The sequence below is a fragment of the Sphingobacterium sp. InxBP1 genome, from assembly GCF_026191775.1.
Classification (GTDB): Bacteria; Bacteroidota; Bacteroidia; order Sphingobacteriales; family Sphingobacteriaceae; genus Sphingobacterium; species Sphingobacterium thalpophilum.
This window is the reverse complement of sequence record NZ_JAINDX010000046.1, coordinates 659,414-685,053: the sequence shown is the minus strand read 5'-3', so window position 1 is coordinate 685,053 and position 25,640 is coordinate 659,414. Positions and strand designations below refer to the sequence as shown.

Below are 25,640 nucleotides of genomic sequence, written 5' to 3'. Positions count from 1 at the left end.
ATTGTACATTGTTTGCACTTAACTTCGATGGAAAACTTATGCAATCGTTACCGGTCATAACTTATTGTTCGATAGTAATATTGGGTTGCCAATCGTTGAATACCTGTTTAAAATCAATCATATCCGCTTCATTCGTCGGTAATTGCTGAGCCCATTTGACACGGCTTTGTGACAAAGCACCCGGGCCATGGTTTCTGTATTCGGCGAAGTAGGCCGTCCTTTCATTTGACTCATTGTTCCAGTTATGCCAGCCTTCTGGCCTGATAAATGGTGGAAGATAACAGCGCATAAAAATAACTTTCGCATGGGGGCGCCAAGGCCGTCCCAGATAGAAGCTGTTGCTGTCCTGAGTTCCGGTTATTTTGCAGTTGTTGAAGATATAGCCATATGCTATATTTTCAGGCGTCGAGGCTGCTGTAATATAACCGCTATCTTTACAGTGTAGCTCACATTGCTCAAACCATGCTGTGGACGAACCAAATATATAGTCCACAGTACCCTCTATATAACATTGATAATAAAATTGTCTGGCGCCTTTGCCATACGTATATAGAGTGTCCTGAAATCCCAGAAATCTACAATGAATAAACCGGCTGCAGTCTCCGGCAATCCACGCTGCCACCGCCTGGCCTATGGGCCCTGAACTGTTTTCAAAAGTCAGGTTGATCGCTGTTAAACCGCTTCCATAGCTGTAAAAACTTGCCGAACCTGAAGTGCCGATCTCCTCTCCAAAACGATTTTTCTTTTGCGCGTAATCATTGTAACTAATAATCGTTTCGAATCTGTCCTCACCAATTAAAGTGAGGTGCTGTTTGTTTCCAGCAATGGTGATTTTCTCTTGATAAAGCCCCTTCTTGATATAGATCACGGTTTCCTTCTTTCGGAAATCAGGTACTGCATTAATCGCTTCCTGAATCGTCCGAAAATCTCCTGAACCATCTTTTGCTACTATAAAGTCATAACTTTTCGCCGTGAAAGCAAAGAGGAAGACCGGAAATAGAAAAACTGAAAGTATGATAGCCCGCATTTCAACACTGTAATTGGTCATTGAAATTACCAATATTAAAACCGCCATTAAAGAAAATTGCTTAAAATAAATGCGCAAACGTTATCGGTGACGTTTGCGTAACAAAAATTATAGGCATTGCAGGGTGTTGTTAGCAAGGGTATGCGGCCCATGGGGAGATTTGAGCCTCTATTTGTAAGTGTTGCATATAAAAAGCAATTTATCTAAGTTTGTTCATCAAATTTCTAAACATGGACATCCAATCTTTATATCAGATTTATAAACAGTATCCAAATATTACGACAGATACACGTAAGATCGAAAAGGATAGTATTTTTTTTGCGCTCAAAGGAGCCAATTTCAATGGAAATACCTTTGCAGCACAAGCGTTAGAAATCGGAGCGAAGTATGTTGTCATTGATGAAGAAATTTATAAGGCTGGGGAAGAATATATTTTGGTGAATGATGTGCTGCAAGCCCTACAGGAACTGGCGAAGCACCATCGTCGGCAGTTAGATATTCCGGTCATCGGCGTTACGGGAACAAACGGAAAGACAACAACCAAGGAGTTATTGTATTCCGTTGTTTCTCAAAAATATAAGACGTACGCGACAAAAGGCAATCTCAATAATCATATCGGTGTACCCTTAACGGTATTGGCTATCGATGAGTCGGTTGAAATTGCCATTATAGAAATGGGGGCCAACCATCTGAAAGAGATTGCTTTTTTATGTGATATTGCACAGCCGACACATGGGCTGATCTCCAATGTGGGCAAAGCACATTTAGAAGGCTTTGGATCGTTTGAAGGAGTAAAAAAAACAAAGGGTGAATTGTACGATTGGCTGCAGGATCATGAAGGTATATTGTTCCTACAGGCAGACAATCCTCATCTTAAGGAAATGGCGGCCGCACGCAAAATAAGCAAGACTATCACTTATGGATTCTCTGAAGACAACGATGTGATCGGCAAGCTTCTGAAAGCGACGCCACTGTTACAGATTGCATGGAAGCGAAAAGGCGAGGAGCGAGTTTACGAAGTCGATACACAGTTGACCGGTTCTTATAATACTGAAAACTTTTTGGCAGCGATAGCCGTAGGCCTGCATTTTGCGATTTCTGCCGAAGCGATCAATAAGGGTATTGAAGGCTATGCGCCCACCAACAATCGTTCACAGATCATGAACACGGCTTATAATACAGTCATTTGTGATTATTATAATGCCAATGCGACCAGCATGGCTGCTGCTTTAGATAATATCCGGGTGATAGAAGCACAGAAAAAGGCTATTATCTTAGGTGACATGTTTGAATTGGGGGCTGAGTCTTTTGCGGAACACCGCAAACTTGTCGAGCAAGTAAAAACGGTAGATGCTGATCGCAAAATCTTTGTTGGGAAAGCATTTTTCGAGCACTGTCACGAAGGAGCTGAGTTCTATGAAACGACGGATCAGGCAAGGGCAGCATTGGAGACGAACCCCGTCAAAGGAGCTACCGTGTTATTGAAAGCCTCCCGTGGTATGACATTCGAAAATTTGATTGGTGTCTTATAGCTTATCCAGGCATCATGTGTAACCCTGTTTTGTCTCATTGCGCCTAGCCTGGCAGATGCATTAGTTTTGTCATATAAGGATTAAATGTTGACAAAAAAGAGCGAAATATTGGAATGAGGAAATGTGGCTCATTCGGAAAAATGTACCTTTGTGTTGTATAATGGAAAAAAGACGTTTTTTTTTGGAGATAGCCTACTTTGGACAAGCTTATCATGGGTGGCAGATTCAGAACAATGCTATTTCTGTACAGGAGGTTTTAAATAAAGCTTTGGAAATCCTGTTGCGCGAGCCTGTTGAGACGACGGGGGCAGGCCGAACAGATACAGGCGTACATGCGAAGCAGTTATATGCTCATTTTGACGCTGCTCCTATAGGGATATTAGCCGACCAAGATCGTTTTATCCATTCACTCAATGCTTTATTACCATTTGATGTCGCCGTAAAGCGGCTGATCGAAGTTGCAGCCGATGCGCATGCGCGTTTTGACGCCACCCATAGATCATATGAATATCATTTGCATTTTCAAAAGGATCCTTTTCTGTTCCCTTACTCATGCTTTATGCGGGATCGGCCAGATGTAGTCAAGATGAATGAGGCGGCTCAATTTTTGTTGGGTAAACAGGATTTTGAGTGTTTCAGTAAGTCGCATACGCAGGTGTTTACAAATATATGTGACATCCGTCGGGCTGAATGGGTGTGGCAGCAGGACGGGCGCCTACTTTTTTACATCACAGCTGACCGTTTCTTACGCAATATGGTAAGGGCCATTGTTGGGACATCACTGGAGATCGGGCTGAAAGGCCGGCCTGCTTCATTTATGCAGGAGGTGATCAAAAGCAAGGATCGGAAAAAGGCTGGGGTGTCTGTGCCCGCGCATGGATTATATTTAACAGAGGTTGCATATCCTTATATATAAAAATAACGTGAGTCAAGATAAAATAACTGGTAAAACCTACGATATAAATTTGTTGCGCCGAATGGGACGTTATATGCGCCCTTATCAAACGGCTTTTTGGGTTTCGGTCATCTTAACGATATTATTGGCTGCGGTGGCCCCGGCCCTGCCCATGCTAATCCAGCATACGTTGGACAACTATATCTTAAATTTTGATACCGAAGGGTTATCTTACATGTTGATTGCCATGTTGGCGCTCGTGATTATACAGACCTTGATCCGTTATTATCATACCTTAATGACCAATACCCTGGGACAATCCGTCATTCGTGATATCCGTATTCAGGTGTTTAATCATATTGTTCAACTGCGCTTGAAATATTTTGACCGTACTGCCTTGGGCAAGCTGATCACGCGGACCATCTCTGATCTGGAGACACTGTCCAATATCTTTTCGGAAGGATTGATCCAGATCATCGGCGATCTGTTGCAACTTGCAGTCATTCTGGGAGTCATGTTTTATTCTGACTGGAAGCTGACACTTATCGTGCTCATTCCGATGCCTTTGATGATCGCGGCAACCTATGTTTTTAAAGAAGCGATGAAGGCCGCATTTATCGATGTCCGGAAATGGGTGTCTAACTTGAATACCTTCTTGCAGGAGCATATTACGGGAATAGGTATTATCCAATATTTTGCTCGTGAGCGACAGGAAATGGACAAATTTAAGGAGATCAATGCACAGCACCGGAATGCACATATTCGTACCAACTGGTATTTTTCGATCTTCTTTCCCGTGCTGGAAATCATCATGGCGATTTCGCTGGGACTGCTCGTGTGGTTTGGCGCCAAACAGATCATGGGAGATGTGATTTCGCCGGGGGTTGTCGTCGCTTTTATTATGTATATCAATATGATCTTTAGGCCGATCCGTGAGCTTATTGATAAATTTAACACGCTTCAGATGGGTATGGTCAGTGCTGAGCGCATTTTCGAAGTATTGGATACAGACGAAATGACGCCGAATTTAGGGACATTGAAACCCGCACATATCGAGGGTGAAATAGCATTTAAGCATGTGTGGTTTGCTTACAATGATGAGAACTGGGTGTTAAAAGATGTAAATTTTATCGTCAAGCCAGGTGAAACATTGGCTTTGGTAGGTGCCACAGGAGCGGGTAAATCCTCTACGATCAATATTTTGAGCCGGTTTTATGAAATCAATAAAGGTGAGATCCTGCTAGATGGCGTCAATATCCGTGACTACGATCTGGAGTACCTGCGGAATACGATTGCTACAGTACTGCAGGACGTATTTCTCTTCTCGGACAGCGTGGTCAACAACATCACTTTAGGCGATCCTTCCATCACACGCGAGCAAGTGATTGAGGCGGCGAAGGAGGTTGGCGCACATGACTTTATTATGCGGCTTCCGGGGGGATATGACTATGATGTCAAAGAAAGGGGCGCTACACTATCTGCCGGTCAGGCACAGTTGATATCCTTTATCCGCGCTTTGGTACACGACCCAAGAATTCTGATCCTCGACGAGGCGACTTCTTCCGTGGATACTGAAACTGAAGAGATGATACAGCGCGCAATAGACAACCTGATGCGCGGCAGAACTTCGATTGTTATCGCCCACCGCTTGTCCACGATTCAAAAAGCAGATAAGATTATTGTATTGGACAAAGGTGAGATCAAAGAAATCGGAACGCATCAGGAACTTTTGTCTTTTGACGGTTATTATAAAAAGCTTTACGATCTACAATTCCATTCTGCCGGAATTTAAACGACGCTTTCCTTCGCAATTGTTTCCTCATCCTCAATCCGGGTATTGGCCTTGATTTCTGAACCGCGGCCGATAAGCACGTTTGCGCCGATGGAAACATTTGCGCCGATATTGACATAGTCCTCGATGATGGTATTGCTCTCGATGACGGCCGACCCCGCAATAATGCAGTGATTTCCGATCTGTACATCCGCAGCGATCGTTGCTCCGGGGAGAATGATACAACCTTCGCCAATTTCAGCCCTTTTGGATACATTGGCCCGAGGGTGGACCAGCGACTGAAATTTCCAGCTCGGGTTTTCTGATACGATTCTCTTCCGTAGCCCCGGATTTTTCACAGCGACAAAAAACACTTCATCAGCATATTTCGATTCGTGATGCAGCTGTACTGCGTAATCAAATACATCTTCAATCAACAGGGATTTATCAATGAGACCGCCAATTTGTATGTTGAGATCCTCGGCGACATCCACTGCTGTCTTGGCGTGGGCCGTAGCTCCGTATATGTATAGCATGATATCAAATTTTTTGCAAAGATAGTGCATCGAAAAATAATTGCCTAGGGTTGTTAGCCAGTAAAAGCACAAAAAAAGAGCTGTTTTCGATACAACAAAATGGGGCTTTCAATTGTTGTATACGAGACGGTAGCCTCTGGTGTTATTTGTGGTTATGCGACTTCCTGATGTTTCGGCTATCTGCAATAGCTATAGTCTGGATTTCAGACGGAATGGATCCAATGTGCTGAAGTGCGGGATTTGGGATTGGAATAAATTGTTTTAAATGGCAAGTATTTATATTGCATATAAAAAGCAATTTATCTATGTTTGTCGATATACAAAAATTTAAAATATGATTCAACGTATCCAAACTGTTTATTTGTTAGTGGCAGGATTAGTTATATTTGGCCTGTTTTTGTTCCCGTATGTAAACTATAGCGATCTTGTTGGACTGGGGAAGAACGTCAAAGTAACCGGTATTTACGGTGTTAGCGCTGGTCAGCCTGTGCATGAGGGCGGCTTTGGTTATATTTTACAGACCATTGGAACCGTTGTGCTCGGATTGTTGCCGCTATTTACAATATTTAAGTTTAGACAACGAAAAGTACAGATATTGCTGATCTGGATAGAGATGGTCGCGATCATCTTTTTTGGGATATGGTTGTATTCATCGGCTAGCACGCATCTTGCTACAGTAAGTCAATTTCTAGGTGCAGGGAATATTGGTGTAGGTTTTTTCTTGTTGCCTATTGCAATTATATTTTGTGCACTTGCGCTTGGGGGCGTTCGTAGAGATGAGAAACTGATCCGCTCTGCTGACCGCCTGCGTGCATAACAATATCCATTAACTTTTTAAGATACTGAAGCCACCATGGGGTGGCTTTTTAAATAGCAAATCTATGAGCAGTCTGTTGCGCCTGATGGCCGTCCTATTTTTTCTTTGTTTTATCGGTGAGGCAACGCGAGCCCAGTCGGCGGACTCGGTGTTGCTGGTGGATGATATCCAATTTGATTTAAAAGAGTATCATATAGATGAAAACAACAAAGAACTGGTGATTAATTTGTTTGCCATATCCTACAACCGGGATCCGAGGGAATTTAAGATGAATACTTTTTCGACACAGGTTATCGATCATAAAAAGCAGGCTCATTTTTTCTCATCCATACAAATGGGCAATGTGCTGATAAAATTTGACGATCGGCAGAACTATTTACATTATCTGTTGGAAGAAGATAAGCCTGTTGATATACAAGTTGTGGTGAAAAACTGGAGGAAGACAGACAGGCCTGCCCATTTGAAGCTCGTTTTTGAGAGTAGTGAAGAAGAAGGAAAATTTTTGGAGGTGCCGATCTTGTTGGCGAAGTGAACTGTTGTTGATGTCAAAAAAAAGCGCTGTTATTTTATATACAGCGCTTTTTTTGATAAAGTCTTTGTGTTTAGCGGTTGTACCTGATCTGCTGCTTGTCAAGCATACCCATCTGATCTTTCATCATTTTTATCTGATCAGCAAGCAGTTTATTTTTGTCAGCTTTTTTGGCCTCCTGAAGTAACTTTTCAGCTTCCCTTTTATTGCGTTTTGCCATGGCAACACCAGCCAGACTTAATTTCGCTAAAGCAATATTATGATCCATATGTAGCCCGAGTGCCAAAGCCTTCTTAAAATATTTTTCCGATTGCATCGGGGCGCGCTGCGACTCGATCAGTCCGATCAACATATTGTAATAGCCGTGCTGTTGCGGGATCAGCTGTTTTTCATAATTGGTGATTTTTCGTAACCATTTTTCGGCACTTGCCATATCTTGTTTGCGCATATACCATTGCGCAATAAGCATGTATTCGTGAAAAAATACAGTGACAAAACCAAGAATGGTGATCAGGATGCCCAATATTCCCCAGCCCCAGTTTCCCGTCCAAAAAAGAGCGATTGTGCCGATCAGCAATGCACTGCAAATGATAATTCTAACGAGATTTGACATAAATCTATGTTTAAAAAATATTTGTGTTCAATTTAATTCTGCAAATATCCGTTAATTTCACCGTTTAAGCAACTTGTTGAAGTGGTTATTTTGTAAAATTATATTTTTCCCGGCGAGTGTCGGGGCTTTTAAATTTGCCATTATATGCAACTTTCTCTAAGTTTGGTTTATGGAAAAGCTATATGATGATTCGTGGGCGCCGGTATTGAAACCGTTATTCAGCCAGCCTTATATGAAACAATTGTCTGCCTTTGTACAGGAGGAGCGCAGGCGTACAAAAGTCTTCCCACCTGCGGGGTTAGTCATGAATGCTTTCAAATTGACTCCGTTGCCAGATGTCAAAGTTGTCATTCTGGGACAAGATCCTTACCATAATGATGGGCAGGCACATGGGCTGTCTTTTTCTGTGCCTGGAGGCATAGCTTTGCCGCCTTCCTTAAAAAATATTTTTAAAGAGCTGCAGGATGATATTGCCGGATTTACAGTGCCGCGCTCCGGGGATTTGAGTAGCTGGGCGAAGCAAGGGGTGCTGCTGCTGAACGCTACATTGACCGTGCAGGCGCATCTGGCTGGCTCACATCAAAAGAAAGGCTGGGAAATGTTTACGGATAGTATTATACATGCTATTTCTGAACGGTGTGAACACGTTGTTTTCTTGCTATGGGGCAGCTATGCACAGCAGAAAAGTGCACTTATTGACACGCGTAAGCACCTTGTTCTGAAATCGGTGCATCCGTCACCTCTTTCTGCTCATCGAGGTTTTTTTGGTAGCAAACACTTTTCGAAGGCCAATCAATATCTGAAGGAACATGGTAAAACGCCAATTGACTGGCGTTTGTCTTAAGCGTATTTGTCCATTGATGTGCTGCTGATTTCGCCTAGAGATAGCACGCGTACATGTTCCAGCCGGATGGTGATGCTGTTCTGCTCGAGGTGAGTGAATAAAAAATGGCTATCGTAACAGACGTGATAAGGGCTGTTAAAATCCATGGGCTGCGTGGGCCTTGCCAGTACAGTATATTCCAGATCTCCATGCATGGTATAACGTTGGACGATCGCTTGATTAGTGTCTACTGGCTCAATATAAAACCAGGCGCCCTCACCTACGCCGCCCAAGTACTGTGACCTGCAGGGAATAGCGGCGGGTCGGTCTTTTTGTACCATTCCGCCTATGGTAATGTCTTCGGGAAGCGTATTTGCGAGGCTTCGGCAGATATTGGTCTTTAGTTTTCTGAGCAGAAATGCGAGCGAAGAGAAGCGGTTCATTCGTAGACAGCATAGTCCTGCTGAATCCGAATAGCGGTAAATCGTTCTGTCCGGAGAGGCGTTGACCAAGTTGCTCATCGGACTTGCTTTGATCGTCTCGGGAAAGTTGATGCTGTGCCAGAAATGGAACTTTTTGGATGCATGCATCAGAAGCCGGGTGATAAACCTGGAGCAGTTATTGTTGTTTCTGGCCACTGCACCATAAGGGTAGGACCCCCGGCGCACCCAGCTATCCGCAAATGCTTTTGCCATACAAAAGTCTATTTCAGCAACTACGGCCAAATAGAGTTCTCCAGACCCTTGCATGGCATCCTTCATCGTCTCAAAATATTGAACAATTTCCAGTAGGTTTAGAATGCGGTCGCCGTTGATTTGGGCCCTGATACCAATAGCTAGTTTGGGGTCGGAGTCTTTCGAACGCGCTCTTCCCTGTCCTCTGGGAGAAATGTACCGCCCGAAGTCGTAGAATCTAAGTTTTCCAGAAGCCCGTTCGATCAATACAATGCCTGTATGGCCGACTTTGAAATTGAGATTTTTGACTAGTCCCAATTTTTTTAAAAACATCATCCACACTTCGTCACCGCGGATAGTAGCATCAGGCCAAGCAAGAATTAGGGCAAAATCCTGGTATTGGGATGATGTTTTCATCGTTATTTTTTAATATTCCAACGGAATGATGGGTTCTTTCTTGCTGGTAGACATAATCATCATTGTTTGGAAGGTTTTCACGAAAGGGATCTTTGCGATTTTTTCCATAATAACGCCTTCATACGCTTTTATATCTTTTACGTACACTTTGAGGATGAAGTCGCAGTTGCCGGTGACATGGTGGCATTCTGTGACCTCGGGAATCATTTTCACAGCAGCTACAAATTCTGGAATTGCATTATGAGTGTGGAAGTCCAATGATATTTGTATAAAGGATTTGATGCCTAGCCCTAATTTTTCTTCGTCCACAAAAGCATGATAGCTCTTGATGAAACCGGAGTTTTCAAGTTTTCTTACACGCTCTAAAGTTGGAGCGGGAGAAAGCCCTATGCTCGATGCTAACTGTAAGTTAGTAATACGGCCATTCTCTTGTAATAATTTGAGAATTTTTAAATCAGTTTTGTCTGGTGCAAACGGCATATCTTAAGTCTTAATAATCAATAGTATTTGTAAATATACAAAATTATATTTGGAAATTTAAAAATATACAAAATTATTGATGATTAATTATTTTTAATTATAGTGTTTAGGTAAAGGTATAGATATAATTTATCTAAAATCATTTATCTGTCATAATTGTTCGAAATGTGCGCATTTTGATTAAATAGAGTGATAAATGTCATTTTTTTATTAAAAATCATGTTGTAGAGCGCTTTAAAATACTGTTTATTGGCTTTGAAATTGTAACTTTGCAGTTCGATAGTTGCGGAGGTCAAACCTCCCAAATTAGTTAAACCGTGAGAGCGTAATATGAGTACTAAAGACGACGATTTATTAAAAGAGCTGGAGCTCGAAGAATATAAATACGGGTTCACGACGGATATCGAAATGGAAATTGCAGCCAAAGGCCTTACAGAGGATACGGTTCGTTTTATTTCGGCAAAAAAGAATGAACCTGAGTGGTTATTGGAGTGGAGGCTGAAAGCTTTTCGCCATTTTCTGACGTTGAAAATGCCTACATGGCAGAATTTTGAGGCACCCGAAATTGATTTTCAGGATATATCTTACTATGCGGCGCCTAAAGCCAAGCCACAGCTCAATTCGATGGAGGAAGTCGATCCCGAACTAGTTGCCACTTTTGAAAAATTAGGCATCCCATTGGATGAGCAAAAAATACTGGCTGGCGTAGTTGCTGTCGATGCCGTTTTTGATTCCGTATCAGTCAAGACAACTTTTCGTGAAAAGCTAAAAGAGCAGGGCGTTATTTTCTGTTCGTTTGGAGAAGCTGTGCAGGAGTATCCTGACCTCGTGAAGAAGTATTTGGGGACGGTAGTCCCGCAAACGGACAATATTTATGCAGCCCTAAACTCAGCGGTGTTTTCGGACGGTTCGTTCGTGTATGTGCCAAAAGGCGTTAAGTGTCCAATGGAATTGTCTACTTATTTTCGTATTAATGCGCAGAATACAGGTCAGTTTGAACGTACACTGATCGTCGCAGACGAAGGAGCTTACGTTTCCTATTTGGAGGGCTGTACTGCGCCTATGCGCGATGAAAACCAATTGCATGCAGCAGTGGTAGAGCTGATTGCAGAAAGAGACGCTGAAATTAAATATTCGACCGTTCAGAACTGGTATCCTGGTGACAAGGATGGTAAGGGTGGTATCTATAACTTTGTGACAAAACGTGGTATCTGTAAAGGCGACAATAGCAAGATCTCCTGGACACAGGTAGAGACGGGGTCAGCTATCACTTGGAAATATCCCGGTGTAATCTTAAAAGGTGATCATTCTATCGGTGAGTTTTACTCCGTAGCCATGACGCGCAATTATCAGGTTGCAGATACCGGAACTAAAATGGTTCATTTGGGTAAGAACACAAAGTCCAAAATTGTTTCTAAAGGAATTTCTGCTGGAAAGAGTCATAATAGTTACCGGGGACTGGTTAAAATTGGACCGAACGCGGATAATTCAAGGAACTTTACACAATGTGATTCCTTGTTGATCGGCGATAAATGTGGGGCACATACGTTTCCATATATCGAAAACCGAAATAAGACAGCTAAATTGGAACATGAGGCAACCACATCAAAAATCGGAGAGGATCAGGTCTTTTATTTAAATCAGCGTGGCATTGATTCTGAAAAAGCAGTTGGGCTGATTGTGAATGGATATGCCAAAGAGGTATTAAATCAATTGCCAATGGAGTTTGCTGTAGAAGCACAGAAATTATTGGCTATTTCTTTAGAAGGTTCAGTAGGATAGAAAAATAATTGAGCAAGCCGCCTATACCGGCCTGTCGCTCAATACTCAATACGAATAAAATGTTAAGCATTAAAAATTTACATGCGTCTGTAGAAGACAAACAAATATTAAAAGGGTTAAACTTAGAAGTTAAAGCTGGAGAAGTCCACGCGATAATGGGTCCTAACGGTGCAGGGAAAAGTACTTTGGGTAATGTATTGGCAGGACGTGAATCGTATGAAGTCAGTGCGGGGTCAGCCGTATTGGACGGTGTTGACTTGCTGGAGCTTTCTCCGGAAGACCGTGCTCGGGAAGGCCTATTTTTGGCTTTCCAGTATCCTGTTGAAATCCCAGGGGTATCGAATATCAATTTCTTGAAAACCGCAGTCAATGATATTCGTGAATACAAAGGTCTGCCGCCAATGGAAGCGAAAGAATTTTTGCAGCTGGTGAAAGAGAAGCAAAAGCTGGTCGAATTTTCGGCTAACCTAGCCAATCGTTCTTTGAATGAAGGATTTTCAGGTGGTGAGAAAAAACGTAACGAAATTTTTCAGCTGGCTATGCTGAATCCGAAGCTATCTATTTTGGATGAAACGGATTCCGGTTTGGATATTGATGCTCTTCGTATTGTAGCCAACGGTGTGAACCAATTACGTTCTAAAGATAATGCCTTTATTGTTATCACACACTATCAGCGCCTATTGGATTATATTGTGCCCGATTTTGTACACGTCCTATATAACGGCCGCATCGTGAAATCAGGCCCTAAAGAACTGGCCTTGGAACTCGAAGAAAAGGGATACGATTGGTTAAAAGAATATGATACACAAAACGCCTAACCTTTTAATTGATAAAGGATTGAAAGAAAGTTTGGCGATTTGATTAAATAATAACATGAGTACATTAGTTTCAGAATCATTACTTCAACAAGTGTTGGGAGCGTTCAGAGATCAGGAGCTGGCGACGGAGCCTGCTTTTTTCGTGGAGACGCGCCAGCGGGCTTTCGAACGCTTCGAAGCAGCAGGTTTTCCCACCGTTAAGAATGAAGAATGGAAATATACAAATATCCACAGTATCATTAATAAGCCCTATGCGCTTGACGTCGATGTGGATATCGAGGGCTTGGATTTTAGTGCAGGAGAGATTCCGGGTTTGGATGCCTATCGCATCATTCTTGTAAATGGTCAATATGTATTGGCGGTAAGTGAGTTGGAAAAAGTAAAAGGGCTCACTGTTATTCCGATGGATGCTGCTGTTGACGAACCAGCTTTCCGAACACATTTTGCACAATATGCTGATAAATCTGACAACATCATGGTGGCGCTTAATACAGCGGCATTTACCAATGGTGTATTTATTCACTTGAAGAAGGGCGTTGTATTGGATAAGCCAATCCAGATTATCCATGTGGCGATGGGACAGGAAGATTTCTTTGCGCAGACACGTAATCTGGTGGTTGTAGAACCGAATGCCGAATTTGAGTTGATTGAAAGCTTTATTACCGCGGACGGTGCAGCCAATAATGTACACAATAAGGTATCGGAAATTGTTGTACAGGAAAATGCGAAAGTACAGCATTACTATTTACAGGTAGCTGATTCCGTGAGCCGTTATTTTAACCATACAGAGGTCTATCAAGAGAAATATAGTTTATACAACAATTATAACTGTAACTTCCCCGGAGCAGCATTTATCCGCAATAATATCAATGTGCGGCTGGATGCGGAAAATGTAGAAAGTCACTTGTATGGAATCAATTTGACTGCTGGAGATCAACTGGTTGACAATCATACCATTGTAGATCACCTGAAGCCTCATTGTGAATCTTATGAGTGGTATAAGAATATCACACAGGACAACTCCACGGCCGTGTTCAACGGGAAAATTTTTGTCCGCGAAGATGCACAGAAAACAAATGCGTTCCAACAGAACAATAACATGTTGCTGTCGGATCATTCCGCTGTATACACCAAGCCGCAGCTCGAAATTTTTGCAGATGATGTAAAATGCTCGCATGGCTGTACTATCGGACAATTTGACAATGAAGCATTATTTTATCTGCGTGCAAGAGGCATCGGCGAGGAGTCGGCGCGCGTTCTTTTGGTACATGCGTTTGCTTTTGACGTGACTACGCGTTTCTCAAACGATGTTGTCCGGAAATATGTGGAAGAACTGGTAGAAGAGAGCTTAAAAACGAATTAATCGATACAGTTTCACAGTATTCATATAGGCGTTTATCCATCGGGTAAACGCTTTTTTTTGCTTGCCTTCATGACCAAACCAATAGGAGCGCCGGTGTATTAGGTGCTACTCTTGCGTTTTTAGTCTTTTTGGCGTATTTTTGTAATGCTATGTACACATCTTTATATACAACTTACGCTTATAAACCTTGGGTTTTATAGCCTAACAATATTCAAAGATCCTGAATTTATCCACGGATCTATCCGCGTTTTATGTCAAATGTATAGGCCGTTCCCGGTCCTATGCTTGTTGTATTTTTGATTTATATTTTATGGAAAAGAATAATTGGTTTCGAACCTACAGTTATATTTGGGTTGGACAATTCATTTCGCTACTGTCTAGCTCAGCGGTCAATTTTTCGATCATGATATGGCTCAGCCTGACCCACAAGTCGGCGGAGGTACTCGCTTTCGCGGCGATAGCCGGATTATTGCCTCAAGCAGTTATAGGTCCCTTTGCGGGTGTTTTTATCGATCGTTGGGATAGGAAGAAAGTTATGATCTTTGCGGATGGTTTTATAGCGCTGTGTACATTGGCGATGACATTTGTGCTGAAAGATACGCATACAGATATGTTTTTTATTTACCTTCTGATGGCCTGTCGTTCAATTGGTTCAGCATTTCACTCTCCGGCGATGCAGGCGATTGCACCGCTGTTGGTGCCGGAGGACAAACTGCTACGTGTATCGGGTATTAATCAGATGCTTCAGTCGGTGAGTAACATTGCCGGACCCGCATTGGGCACATTGGCGATTACTTATTTTCCGATAGCGCAAGTGCTCTATCTGGATGTTATAGGCGCCGTATTTGCGATCACATCGTTGCTTTTTGTCGTTATCCCGCATTTACCGCAGTCGGAGTACAAATCCACTGTCAGAGCGGTATTAAAAGATCTTCAGCAGGGTTTATTGGCTATTTATGGCAATAAAGGCTTAAAAATGCTTTTTTTATACGCAATGGTTGCCACATTTTGCATTATGCCAGTAGCGATCATGTTTCCATTGTTGACTATCGGGCATTATGGTGGTGGTAAATGGGAGATGAGCGCCATTGAAATTGTCTGGGGGGTAGGCATGCTGGTTGGCGGAAGTGCTCTAGGACTTGCCAAGATATCTTTCTCAAAGGTGGTACTTGTCAATAGTATGCATATATTGTTGGGACTGACTTTTGCGTTGTCAGGATGGTTCCCATCAGGCTGGTTTATTCCATTTGTCATCATGACAGCTCTGGGCGGTGTTTCTATGTCCGTATTTTCAGCGTCTTTTATGACGATCATCCAGGAACAGGTCGTTCCGGAAATGTTGGGACGTGTTTTTTCCCTTTATTTTAGTATTGCGATTTTGCCAAGTATGATCGGACTCCTTTTTACAGGATATATCGCTGACGCCATTGGAGTAGCTACGGCATTTGTTATTGCCGGTCTGACAGTGGTGCTTGTCGGATTACTGTCTTTTTTCAATCGTCCGATTATGGATTTGGGAGCAGAAAGGGAGCGTCGCTAAACGTGAATATAAAAAAAGCTTCCAGATGATGGAAGCTTTTTTTTATTGGAGCGAAAGACGAGATTCGAACTCGCGACCCCAACCTTGGCAAGGTTGTGCTCTACCAACTGAGCTACTTTCGCGTTGATGCTACAAAAGTAAAGCATTTGATCTTATTCTGCAAGAGAAAAATCAAAAAATATCAATTTAAATCAATTGCATCGACACAGTTAATTCCATCAATAGCGGCTGAAATAATACCGCCAGCATAGCCTGCTCCCTCTCCACAGGGGTAAAGTCCTTTTACCTGAGGATGTTGCAGATTTTCCTTATTTCTCGGAATCCTTATTGGCGAGGAAGTTCGCGATTCTACACCCACCAAAATGGCTTCGTTGGTATAATAACCTTTCATTTTTTTTCCGAAAATCGGCAAGGCACCACGGAGTGCTTGATGAACAAAGTCGGGTAGTATATCGCTGAGATCCGTAGACAAGGTTCCTGGCTTATATGAGTTTGCGGGTAGGTCCATTGATATACGCCCTTCCACAAAGTCAACCATACGCTGCGCTGGGGCTACAAGCTTGCCCCCGCCCGCCGTATAGGCTTTGTGTTCGATTTGTCTCTGAAAATCAAGCAGTGCAAAAGGGTCTTTCGCTGCGTTTGGCACGTCTTCGAGATTGATCTGGATGACTGTGCCCGAATTGGCGTGTGGATTATTCCGTTTCGAAGGCGACCATCCATTCACGACGATCTCATTCTGGTCGGTCGCACAGGGAGCGATAACTCCACCGGGACACATACAGAATGAAAATACGCCGCGATCATTCACCTGTTCGACCAGGCTGTAATAAGCTGGGGGCAAATGTTCACTTCTCACCTGACAATGGTACTGCGCTTGATCGATAATTGACTGCGGGTGTTCGATGCGCACGCCCAACGCAAATGGTTTTGCTTCGATCAGCCAATTATTCCTTCGGAATAACTCAAAAATATCCCTGGCAGAGTGGCCTGTAGCCACGATGACATGATCTGCTTTGATTTGTTCTCCGCTGGCGAGTTTTACACCGCGCACCTGGCCAAAGGACTCCAGAATATCGTCGACACGCTGGTCAAAATAAAATTCACCTCCAAACTCTAGGACACTTTCGCGCATGGCTTCGATAATATGCGGCAATTTGTTGGTGCCAATATGCGGGCGGGCGTTTACCAGAATATCGGTTGCAGCACCGTGGGAAACAAAAAGTTTAAGTACCTTGTCGACGTCTCCCCGTTTATTCGAGCGCGTATACAGTTTACCGTCTGAATACGTGCCGGCTCCCCCCTCACCAAAGCAATAGTTGGATTCGGGATTGACAATTCCCTCCCGGTTCAGTTTTGCCAGATCACGTCTTCGCTCCTGCACCTTTTTGCCTCTTTCGATAACGATCGGTTTAAGCCCGCGCTCGATGCAGCGTAAAGCAGCGAATAAGCCGGCCGGCCCTGCACCGACAATGATTACAGGTTTGCCCGTGCGGACGGATTTAAAGTGATTTTCGTAGACTTCAGGTAGCGGAAATTCGTCGATATAATAAATAACGCGTGCTCGGTATACCACCTGTCTGCTGCGTGCGTCAATAGAACGTTTACGGATCTTATAGGCTTTTATTTGCTGAGGTTTTAGCCGCAGAGTTTTTATGCCCAGTTGAAGGATATATTGCTCGTCTTCGATTCTTTCGGGGGAGATTGCGATCTCAATTTCTTTTTGCATATCATAGGGGCTGGGTTTTTATCCCAAAACCGGGACAAAGTTAAGGAATATTGCGTATTTGCAGATTTGAAATAAAAATATTCTTATCTTAGTAAGAGCTTGGTATATGCTTTGATAGTGTAACTGTATAATTTGAATAGTATTTAATTCTTTAAACAATGAAAATGAATAGATTTTTGGTAGCCTTATTTGGTTTTTTTGCGTTAGTATCATTAAACTCCTGCGGCTACAATACAATGGTGTCCCAGGACGAAAATGTCAAAGCCAAATGGGCGCAGGTTGAGAATGCTTATCAACGTCGTGCTGATTTGGTCCCGAACTTGGTTAACACTGTAAAAGGTGCCGCCAAACATGAAGAAAGCACACTGACAGCTGTTGTTGAAGCAAGAGCTAAAGCCACTTCGGTGACAATTAATGCAGATGACCTGTCGGAGGAGAATATCGCTAAATTTCAGAAAGTGCAGGACGAGTTCAGCGGATCCCTGAGCCGTCTTTTAGCTTCAGTGGAAGCCTACCCCGATTTAAAAGCGAATCAAAATTTTCTGGAACTACAAGCTCAGTTAGAGGGTACGGAAAACCGTATTTCTACAGAACGTAGAGCATATAACGAAGCCGTACAACAATATAATACCACTGTACGTAGTTTTCCAAATAATCTAATGGCCGGTATGTTCGGGTTTAAGGCCAAAGGAACATTTACTGCAGCACCGGGTTCAGACAAAGCACCGACTGTGTCATTCTAGAAAAGCATTTTGTTGGTAATGGATGGATTGTGGATGATGCGGCTTGCGTGGGAGCCCATCATCCATTTTTTATATTAACAGTTTTAGCTGTGCTGTTTTCCTCTGACTATCTGAGCTAGGAAAACAGATAATAATCAGGAAATATTATGGCTTTACATACGGAAGAACAAGAAAGAGTGGTTCATGCTATCAACGTGGCGGAAAATGAGACTTCAGGGGAGATTCGAGTTGTTATTGAAAATCATTGCCCTGACGAAGTACAGGATAGAGCGACTTATTATTTTTCAAAATTGGGGATGCACAAAACTGTTTTGAAAAACGGGGTGCTCATTTATATTGCATTGGAAGATCACAAGTTTGCTATCATTGGAGATAAAGGCATCAATGAGCGGGTTGAAGATGATTTTTGGAACTGTACGAAAGATATTATGGTGGAAGAGTTCAGACAGGGCAGGATCGTTGAAGGTTTGGTCGCGGGGATTGGACATGCTGGACGGCAACTGGCCAAGTTTTTTCCACGCGAGCATGATGATGTCAATGAGCTTCCGAACGATATCGTATTTGGTGACCGTTAGGTCGTTGCCAGAGCATATCGTGAAAAAGTACCGTTTGGTGCGGAGTGCTAGGTCGGATGTGCCTAAAGGGCTGTTCGCCATAATTAATAGAAGATAGAAAGCAATAAATAAGAATAGTTGATGAAATTAACATCGAAAATACGTTCTCAGGTCCGGATTTCACTTTTGGTGGTGCTGGCGTACTGTGCGTCCTTAGTTGTGGCAATGGCACAGGACTTTCCTGAGACACCACATAGACTTGTCAATGACTATACAAACACATTAACTGCCGACCAGAAGCAGATGCTGGAACAAAAACTTCTTGCTTTTGAAGACTCAACATCAACGCAGATTGCTGTTGTTTTGATGAACTCCACGGGTGGCTATGATATCTCGGATTATGCGGTACGTCTCGCAAAAAAATGGGGGGTGGGCAACAAAAAGTACAATAACGGCATCTTGTTATTGGCGGCACTAGGTGATCGTGCGGTCACCATTCAGACCGGATACGGGATTGAAGGAGCTGTTCCAGATGCCATTGCTTACCGTATCATAGAGAATGATATTAAGCCTGCCTTTCGTCAAAGGGACTATTACGGTGGCGTCGACAAAGCGACGAATTCGCTGATATCCTATGCGAAAGGAGAATATAAGGCAGATCCGAAACAACCAAGTGGTGGTGGTTCTGGCTCGATTATATTTGTGATTATTGTTGTCATCTTCCTTGTTGTCATGTTTTCAAATCGAGGTGGGGGTGGAAAAGGAGGCGGACGCGTGATGAACGGTCGCGGTTCGTCCGACATTTTCTGGTGGACGCTGCTCAACGGTCTAGGTGGCGGCGGTCGTGGCGGCAGCGGCGGATTTGGCGGCGGCAGCGGTGGTGGATTTGGCGGATTTGGTGGCGGTGATTTCGGTGGTGGCGGTGCGTCGGGCCGTTGGTAACAACTTTGCTAAATAATGTTAAATAGGACAGCAGTGCAGGGGAAATGTTTTACATTTACGATAAGTATATAATTATGAAAAAGGGAATATTAATGGGTTTAAGCTTTTTACCAGCCTTGTTAATGGCGCAAGAAAGCTATACAGTGACAGGAAAGGTCAATGCACCTTCTGACAAAGCGAAAGTATTTCTACAATATGCTTCCAATGGAACGCGTCAGCTTGATTCCGCAGCTGTTGTAAAAGGCGAATTTAAATTCAATGGTGAAGTAGCTTCGCCTACAAAAGGTATTATGATTTACTCAGCCGATGGATTGTCCTTTGCCGAGCTGAGAGGGGCACAGAAGCAACCGGAGACGGCGCAGCTGTATTTGTCCAAAGGTGTTATCAAAGTAGATGCTACAAAGGGATTTAAGGACGCAATCATTAGTGGAACAGCAATTAATGACGATTTTACCCAGTACAAGGCGTTTATCAAACCTTACGCTGACGGATTTGAAGCATTAAATCAACAATACTATGCAGCGAGCGACGAGCAGAAAAACGACCCCAAATTCATAGAGGGCTTGCAGAAGCAAGCTGGGGAGATTTCTGAAAAAATGGAGAAGGCTGATGCGGAGTTTATCGGCAAAAATCCCAAAAGCTGGTATACTTTAGACCTATTGGCTGATAACCTCAGCGGTGAAAACGTGAACGAATATGTCGCATCTTTTGAAAAGCTGTCTCCTGAGCTGAAAAACTCCGAAAAAGGGAAAGAGCTGGCAGAACGTATTCAAAAATTGAAAGCTGTTGCCATTGGCTCAGTCGCTCCTGATTTCACGCTTCCGGACACAACAGGAAAAAATATCTCCCTATCGTCATTGCGAGGAAAGTATGTATTGTTGGATTTCTGGGCGAGCTGGTGTGGACCTTGCCGTCATGAGAACCCAAATGTGGTTGCTGCTTTCAATAAGTTTAAAGATAAAGGATTTACAGTTTTCGGAGTTTCTTTGGACAATCCGGGTAAAAAAGATGCTTGGTTGAAAGCTATTCATGATGATAATCTACAGCAATGGCCACATGTATCTGACCTGCAGGGATGGAAATCAGCTCCGGTTAAACTATATGAAGTGCGTGGAATTCCTCAAAACTTCCTGATCGATCCTTCTGGCAAGATTGTGGCTTCTAACCTTCGGGGCGAAGCTTTGGAAGCTAAGTTAGCTGAACTTTTGAAGTAGTCTGCAGGATACTGGAAGCAGATCCCATAAAAAAAGCGGTAAAACTTAGTTATTTTACCGCTTTTTTTATAGATAATAAAGAGCTATAAGGAAAGAATCTCAATAATCCGAACGAGATCTTCATTCATTTTCACATTGTGCTTTATTGCATTTTTAAATGGAGTAAACCTAACTTCACCACAGATCAGCCCCGCCATTTCGCCCCTACGGCCGGCGAGTAAGGCCTCCACAGCAGCGACCCCTAGTCTACTGGCGAGGACGCGGTCCATACATGTCGGGCTGCCGCCACGTTGTATATGGCCGAGGATGGAGAGTCTGACATCATAATGAGGAAAGTTTTCCTTGATTTTTTCAGAAACGACCATTCCCCCCTCTTTGTCGCCTTCGGCAACAATAATAATGCGTGAAGATTTATTTTTACGACTTTTATCCAGCCGTTTCATGATGGCATCATAATCAACCTCAAATTCTGGAACCAACACAGCTTCAGCGCCAGTACTGATACCCGAACGGATGGCGATTAATCCAGAGTCACGCCCCATCACTTCGATGACGAAAAGGCGATCATGGGATTCGGCAGTATCGCGAATTTTATCCACTGCCTGAATAACTGTGTTAATTGCTGTATCGTAACCAATGGTAAAGTCAGTTCCGGCCAAATCATTGTCAATTGTTCCCGGAAGACCAATAATAGGAATGTCGAATTCTTCGATAAATTTGGAGGCACCTGTGAATGTCCCATCGCCACCGATGACGACCATCGCATCAATTCCGTGGCTACGCAAATTTTCGTACGCTTGCTGACGTCCTTCAACAGTTTTGAAAGCTTCACTTCGAGCTGTTTTGAGTATGGTGCCACCACGCTGTATGATGTTGGCTACGGATTTAGCGTCCATCGGAATGATTTCGCCATTCACTAGACCATCGTATCCCCTCCGTATCCCAAATACTTCAAGATTATTATAGATACCCGCTCTCACAACGGCGCGGATACCAGCATTCATTCCTGGAGCATCCCCTCCAGATGTCAAAACGGCAATTTTTTTAATGTTACTCATACGTAATCAAACTTAGCTAAATTTGTGCGTATATACAATTATATTTATGTTATAAAATCTACTTCCAAAGATGAAAGAAGCTAAACAAACGCTTTTTATAATGCAATTCATCAAAGCGGTAACCAGATTAAGTACAAACTTTGCAATGAGCCGGACGTTTGAAATAACGGTATTTTCTATTTGCCCCCGTTATCTTTGTGCTTTAAAGGCATCGATGCCGCTCTGCAAAAAAGCTTTATATTCTGCGATGTTGTAATTTGCACCTGTCTGCGGCACCAGCACTTTTCCTGAAGCGTCCACGATCACGTACAGAGGTTGCGAATTACTATTAAATGCCGACGCCTGAAAGTCGCTGTTCTTCTTTCCTATGGTTGTGATCTTTTTGCCGCTATATTTTGAAATAAACTGTTCATTTGCCGGTAACTCTGTTTTGTCATCAACAAACAGTTCGGCCATTATGAATTCTTCTTTCAGTAATTTTGCTACTCCCGGATCAGTCCAGACATTTGCTTCCATCTTCCGGCAGTTAACGCAGTTCCAGCCTGTGAAGTCAATCAGCACAGGCTTATTCTGTTCTTTAGCTGTTTCTAAAGCTTGATCGTAATCGTAGTACGGATCAAATCCTTTTGGTGTGCCACGATCATGGAAGATTTCAGCGTACTTTTTCACTTTGCCATCGCTGTGGGCGGGAGAGGCTGCTACTCCGGCTGAAAGGTCAAAATCCTGTGTTGCCGCCGGCGGAAGAAATGCGGAGATGGACTTAAGGGGTGCTCCCCAAAGTCCCGGAACCATATAGATAACAAAAGAAAAGACAACAATCGCCAATAGAGTTCGTGGAACGGATAAAAATTTAAGCTCGCTATCATGCGAAAATTTGATCTTCCCGATCAGATATAGCCCCATCAGCCCAAATATGGCAATCCACAAGGATAAAAATACTTCACGGTCGAGCCAGTTCCAATGATAAGCTAAGTCCACATTGGACAGAAATTTTAATGCCAGGGCTAGTTCCAAAAATCCCAGTACAACTTTTACGGAGTTGAGCCATCCGCCGGACTTCGGCAAGGACTTTAACATCGAAGGGAACATGGCAAACAGACCAAAAGGGATCGCCAGTGCGATGGAGAAGCCCAGCATACCGATGGCAGGACCTAGGCGTTCTCCTTTCGAAGCAGCTTCCACCAGTAGGGTGCCAATAATTGGGCCTGTACAAGAAAAGGAGACCAGCGAAAGGCTGAAAGCCATAAAGAAAAGTCCCACGAGTCCGCCTTTATCCGACTTTGCATCCATTTTATTGACAAAGGAGCTTGGGAGCGTAATTTCAAAAGCACCAAAGAAGGATGCTGCAAAGACAACCAGTAACAAAAAGAATAAGAAATTAAATATGCCGTTGGTAGATAGCGCATTCAGGGCATCCGATCCAAAAGCAATAGTAATAATCATACCGAGTGACACATAGATAACGATGATGAAGAGGCCATACAGTAAGGCTTTGCTGATACCGCTCGCCCGGCTGCCCGATTGTTTGGTGAAGTAGCTGACTGTCAAAGGCAACATAGGAAATATACAAGGCATCAGTAGTGCCGCAAAGCCACCGAGCAGTCCAGCAATAAAGATACCCCAAAGCGACTTTTTCCCCGCATCCTGATCAATAGAAGTGGAAATAGGCGCTTTGGTTGTCTGGCTGCTGTCTTGGCTTACTGTGTCCGGTGCTTCGGAGAATGCCAGATCTTCAGGAACGGGCTGCGTGGCCGTCGATGTGTCAGGTGATGATTCAAATTGAAGCCCTTCGGTGCTTGTCAGGCTGTCCTGCTGAAACGCGAAACTGGCTGCGCTGAACGAAAGGCTGAAAAAAGCAATGAGTAGTAGAATAAATGTGTTTTTTAACATGCGGATCTAATTGTGATGTTATTTTCAAAAATAAAAAAAGGCGATGAGAATCGCCTTATTAATTTATCCGTATAAGATCATTTTTACTATTTGATTGTCACAGCAAAAGCATAATCGTCAGGAGGTAGACATTGCGAAGCATCACATGCCTGCCATTCCACTGTTCCTCTCACAGTGGCTGTTCCTTTGTTTAGTTTTACCTTTTGCTGAAAGATAACCTCGTTGGTGAAATAGCCGACATCCATCTTGAACACCTCTTCGTGTTTTACTTTAGGTTTTGGCTCAGCAGTTTTTCCGATGATGCCATAATCCCCCGATTTGGCAAATGTGAAAGAGGTTGGAATAGGACCGCCATCTTTTATGTTTTGAGAATAGATATGCCATCCATTTTGGATCGTTGCTTTTACATATACCATAGCCTCGTTATTGTTCAGCTTTTTGCTGGCTACTGTCCATTTTACCGGCTTGTGAATTTGAGCGAAAGCTCCAGTAACTGCAAAAAGTACTGCAGTCATCAATAAAATTAGTTTTTTCATTCGACTTTAATTTTTCAATTCCTAGACACGTATAGCGTGTGTTATGTTCTTTTGATGGTTAAATACCCCGAAGGTTTAATTTGCTATAGGACAAATTTAAGGTAAAGCTTTCCTATTCTCAAGAAGCATGTATCTGATTTGTGTAAAGTTTAGGATATAAGGTGTTTAATTTCCTTGATGTCAAACTTCTGAAGCTTTCCCTCGGTCAGCACCTGTAGTTTGCCATCTATGGATACTCCTTGGATAATACCGTTTTTTTGTATGCCATCGATTAAGAAAGGTTTTTCTTCGCCTTTCCATAATAGTAGCTGGTTGTAACGCTCGAGCTGGCGCTGAAGGCCTTGTTTCAGCGTCTGATACTCTTGTTGTATACTCAAAAAGAGCTCTTTTGCGAGTTCTTTGACGTTATAATCCTCCCTATTTGTAAGTGTGGCGAGCGAGGTAATTGTTTCCGCAGTGTCAAAATTGATCTGGTTGATATTTACGCCAATGCCGACAATAGACGCATCAATTTGGACGCCCTTTACTTTATTTTCAATCAATATGCCTGCAATCTTTTTGTTGGCGATATAGATATCATTAGGCCATTTAACGAAAACAGGTTGTTCTGTTTTGTCTTTCAGCCACTTAGCGGCAGCGATAGCCACTGTTGCCGATAAGGCAAATTGCTGTGCTATGGATAGGAAATGTGGCTTAAGGAGAATGGAAGCCGTTAGATTTTTGCCCGGTTCGCTAAACCATGTGCCGCCTCGTTGCCCTTTTCCCTGAAACTGATCTTCTGCTAAAATGGCAGTGCCCTCAGCTAGTGGCTTGAAATTTGACAATAATTCTCTTAAATAATCGTTTGTAGAGGCAACTTTGTCAAGATATATTGTATTTTGACCGATGATAAGTCCCGAAATATTGTTATTTTGCAAACTGAAAGTATTAAATAAATATTAAGTCAAAACTATCATATTTTTTAATGAGTAAAAATAAAAGTTCAGAATTGTCCCAACGTCTATCAGAAATTATCGTCCACGGCATGCAGGAAAAGAAAGCAAACGAGATTGTTCGTTTGGACTTACGGGAACTGCACAGTTCTGTATCTGACTATTTTGTAATTTGTCACGCCGATTCTAACATTCAGGTTAATGCTATTGCCAAGAGTGTGGAAGAAGAGGTCTATAAAGCTTTTGGACAGGAACCCCAATATAAAGAAGGTCAAGCAAATGGAGAATGGTTGATTTTGGATTTTGTGGATGTGGTTGTGCATATTTTTAAGACTGAAAAAAGAGCCCATTATGGAATAGAAGAGCTTTGGGGAGATGCAGAGATTCAGCATTTTCAGAGTGCTTAATTGCGGCTCTGATTGAATAAT

At 42.9% G+C, this 25,640-nt stretch carries 25 protein-coding genes and 1 tRNA gene; 15 read left to right on the top strand and 11 right to left on the bottom strand.

Features of this window, described 5'->3' with window-relative positions; all coding sequences use genetic code 11:
* Window positions 1-61 precede the first annotated feature (61 nt).
* The gene (locus K7A41_RS15210) at window positions 62-1,048 is read right to left on the bottom strand and encodes a pectinesterase family protein (protein ID WP_265714361.1); all 987 of its coding nucleotides are present in this window, start codon (window positions 1,046-1,048) and stop codon (window positions 62-64) included.
* 209 nt (window positions 1,049-1,257) lie between these two features.
* Here K7A41_RS15210 and K7A41_RS15205 point away from each other — a divergent pair, with 209 nt between their 5' ends.
* The 3 genes from K7A41_RS15205 (at window position 1,258) to K7A41_RS15195 (ending at window position 5,246) form a co-directional block, all read left to right on the top strand.
* Window positions 1,258-2,559, top strand: a complete 1,302-nt coding sequence (locus tag K7A41_RS15205; RefSeq protein WP_265714360.1) for a UDP-N-acetylmuramoyl-tripeptide--D-alanyl-D-alanine ligase — start codon at window positions 1,258-1,260, stop codon at window positions 2,557-2,559.
* A 160-nt stretch (window positions 2,560-2,719) separates the two neighbouring features.
* Window positions 2,720-3,475: a tRNA pseudouridine(38-40) synthase TruA gene (gene truA, locus K7A41_RS15200; RefSeq protein ID WP_265714359.1), complete on the top strand. Its 756-nt coding sequence runs from the start codon at window positions 2,720-2,722 to the stop codon at window positions 3,473-3,475.
* Window positions 3,476-3,536: 61 nt separating this feature from the next.
* Window positions 3,537-5,246, top strand: coding sequence for an ABC transporter ATP-binding protein (locus tag K7A41_RS15195; protein ID WP_265714358.1), 1,710 nt, complete (start codon window positions 3,537-3,539; stop codon window positions 5,244-5,246).
* On the opposite strand, the gene K7A41_RS15190 is transcribed toward K7A41_RS15195, so the two are convergent.
* Window positions 5,243-5,761, bottom strand: coding sequence for a hypothetical protein (locus K7A41_RS15190; RefSeq protein ID WP_265714357.1), 519 nt, complete (start codon window positions 5,759-5,761; stop codon window positions 5,243-5,245). The genes K7A41_RS15195 and K7A41_RS15190 overlap by 4 nt on opposite strands.
* A 334-nt stretch (window positions 5,762-6,095) precedes the next feature.
* Between K7A41_RS15190 and K7A41_RS15185 the strand changes: the two genes are divergently transcribed.
* Window positions 6,096-6,578 carry a DUF4293 domain-containing protein gene (locus tag K7A41_RS15185; protein ID WP_265714356.1) on the top strand — a complete coding sequence of 161 codons (483 nt, stop codon included), beginning with the start codon at window positions 6,096-6,098 and terminating at the stop codon, window positions 6,576-6,578.
* A 64-nt stretch (window positions 6,579-6,642) separates the two neighbouring features.
* Window positions 6,643-7,110, top strand: a complete 468-nt coding sequence (locus K7A41_RS15180; RefSeq protein WP_265714355.1) for a hypothetical protein — start codon at window positions 6,643-6,645, stop codon at window positions 7,108-7,110.
* Window positions 7,111-7,180: 70 nt separating this feature from the next.
* Here the strand turns inward: K7A41_RS15180 and K7A41_RS15175 are convergent, their stop codons facing one another.
* Window positions 7,181-7,720, bottom strand: coding sequence for a tetratricopeptide repeat protein (locus tag K7A41_RS15175; RefSeq protein ID WP_028071039.1), 540 nt, complete (start codon window positions 7,718-7,720; stop codon window positions 7,181-7,183).
* 169 nt (window positions 7,721-7,889) lie between these two features.
* Here K7A41_RS15175 and ung point away from each other — a divergent pair, with 169 nt between their 5' ends.
* A complete protein-coding gene (gene ung / locus K7A41_RS15170; RefSeq protein ID WP_028071040.1) occupies window positions 7,890-8,564 on the top strand; it encodes a uracil-DNA glycosylase in 675 nt (224 codons plus the stop codon).
* On the opposite strand, the gene K7A41_RS15165 is transcribed toward ung, so the two are convergent.
* Window positions 8,561-9,634, bottom strand: coding sequence for a DUF6695 family protein (locus K7A41_RS15165; RefSeq protein ID WP_265714354.1), 1,074 nt, complete (start codon window positions 9,632-9,634; stop codon window positions 8,561-8,563). The genes ung and K7A41_RS15165 overlap by 4 nt on opposite strands.
* Window positions 9,635-9,643: 9 nt before the next feature.
* Window positions 9,644-10,114, bottom strand: coding sequence for an Lrp/AsnC family transcriptional regulator (locus K7A41_RS15160; protein WP_028071042.1), 471 nt, complete (start codon window positions 10,112-10,114; stop codon window positions 9,644-9,646).
* Window positions 10,115-10,444: 330 nt separating this feature from the next.
* Here K7A41_RS15160 and sufB point away from each other — a divergent pair, with 330 nt between their 5' ends.
* The 4 genes from sufB (at window position 10,445) to K7A41_RS15140 (ending at window position 15,617) form a co-directional block, all read left to right on the top strand.
* Window positions 10,445-11,896, top strand: coding sequence for a Fe-S cluster assembly protein SufB (gene sufB / locus K7A41_RS15155; RefSeq protein WP_028071043.1), 1,452 nt, complete (start codon window positions 10,445-10,447; stop codon window positions 11,894-11,896).
* Between the two features lie 59 nt (window positions 11,897-11,955).
* Window positions 11,956-12,714 (top strand): Fe-S cluster assembly ATPase SufC, encoded by a 759-nt coding sequence (gene sufC / locus K7A41_RS15150; RefSeq protein WP_265714353.1) that lies wholly within the window; start codon window positions 11,956-11,958, stop codon window positions 12,712-12,714.
* Between the two features lie 55 nt (window positions 12,715-12,769).
* Window positions 12,770-14,077, top strand: a complete 1,308-nt coding sequence (sufD, locus tag K7A41_RS15145) for a Fe-S cluster assembly protein SufD (RefSeq protein WP_028071045.1) — start codon at window positions 12,770-12,772, stop codon at window positions 14,075-14,077.
* 310 nt (window positions 14,078-14,387) lie between these two features.
* Window positions 14,388-15,617, top strand: a complete 1,230-nt coding sequence (locus tag K7A41_RS15140; protein ID WP_265714352.1) for an MFS transporter — start codon at window positions 14,388-14,390, stop codon at window positions 15,615-15,617.
* A 46-nt stretch (window positions 15,618-15,663) separates the two neighbouring features.
* Here K7A41_RS15140 and K7A41_RS15135 read toward each other — a convergent pair.
* A tRNA-Gly gene (locus K7A41_RS15135) sits at window positions 15,664-15,739 on the bottom strand.
* A gap of 59 nt (window positions 15,740-15,798) precedes the next feature.
* Complete coding sequence (locus tag K7A41_RS15130; protein WP_265714351.1) at window positions 15,799-17,343, bottom strand: NAD(P)/FAD-dependent oxidoreductase; 1,545 nt, start codon at window positions 17,341-17,343, stop codon at window positions 15,799-15,801.
* Window positions 17,344-17,507: 164 nt separating this feature from the next.
* Between K7A41_RS15130 and K7A41_RS15125 the strand changes: the two genes are divergently transcribed.
* From K7A41_RS15125 to K7A41_RS15110, 4 genes are all read left to right on the top strand, one after another.
* Window positions 17,508-18,086 (top strand): LemA family protein, encoded by a 579-nt coding sequence (locus K7A41_RS15125; protein WP_028071048.1) that lies wholly within the window; start codon window positions 17,508-17,510, stop codon window positions 18,084-18,086.
* 146 nt (window positions 18,087-18,232) lie between these two features.
* Entirely contained in the window at window positions 18,233-18,661 is a 429-nt protein-coding gene (locus K7A41_RS15120; RefSeq protein ID WP_265714350.1) for a TPM domain-containing protein, read from the top strand.
* A 120-nt stretch (window positions 18,662-18,781) separates the two neighbouring features.
* A complete protein-coding gene (locus K7A41_RS15115; protein WP_416221951.1) occupies window positions 18,782-19,582 on the top strand; it encodes a TPM domain-containing protein in 801 nt (266 codons plus the stop codon).
* A gap of 74 nt (window positions 19,583-19,656) precedes the next feature.
* The gene (locus K7A41_RS15110) at window positions 19,657-20,796 is read left to right on the top strand and encodes a TlpA disulfide reductase family protein (RefSeq protein WP_265714349.1); all 1,140 of its coding nucleotides are present in this window, start codon (window positions 19,657-19,659) and stop codon (window positions 20,794-20,796) included.
* Window positions 20,797-20,879: 83 nt separating this feature from the next.
* On the opposite strand, the gene pfkA is transcribed toward K7A41_RS15110, so the two are convergent.
* The 4 genes from pfkA to K7A41_RS15090 all read right to left on the bottom strand — a co-directional run bounded on the left by pfkA (window position 20,880) and on the right by K7A41_RS15090 (window position 25,197).
* Window positions 20,880-21,854 (bottom strand): 6-phosphofructokinase, encoded by a 975-nt coding sequence (pfkA, locus tag K7A41_RS15105; RefSeq protein ID WP_028071052.1) that lies wholly within the window; start codon window positions 21,852-21,854, stop codon window positions 20,880-20,882.
* A 189-nt stretch (window positions 21,855-22,043) separates the two neighbouring features.
* Window positions 22,044-23,744 carry a protein-disulfide reductase DsbD family protein gene (locus tag K7A41_RS15100; protein WP_265714348.1) on the bottom strand — a complete coding sequence of 567 codons (1,701 nt, stop codon included), beginning with the start codon at window positions 23,742-23,744 and terminating at the stop codon, window positions 22,044-22,046.
* An 86-nt stretch (window positions 23,745-23,830) separates the two neighbouring features.
* Window positions 23,831-24,280: a protein-disulfide reductase DsbD N-terminal domain-containing protein gene (locus tag K7A41_RS15095; RefSeq protein WP_028071054.1), complete on the bottom strand. Its 450-nt coding sequence runs from the start codon at window positions 24,278-24,280 to the stop codon at window positions 23,831-23,833.
* A gap of 149 nt (window positions 24,281-24,429) precedes the next feature.
* Entirely contained in the window at window positions 24,430-25,197 is a 768-nt protein-coding gene (locus K7A41_RS15090) for a biotin--[acetyl-CoA-carboxylase] ligase (RefSeq protein ID WP_265714347.1), read from the bottom strand.
* A 47-nt stretch (window positions 25,198-25,244) separates the two neighbouring features.
* Here K7A41_RS15090 and rsfS point away from each other — a divergent pair, with 47 nt between their 5' ends.
* Window positions 25,245-25,619 (top strand): ribosome silencing factor, encoded by a 375-nt coding sequence (gene rsfS, locus K7A41_RS15085; protein ID WP_028071056.1) that lies wholly within the window; start codon window positions 25,245-25,247, stop codon window positions 25,617-25,619.
* Window positions 25,620-25,640 lie beyond the last annotated feature (21 nt).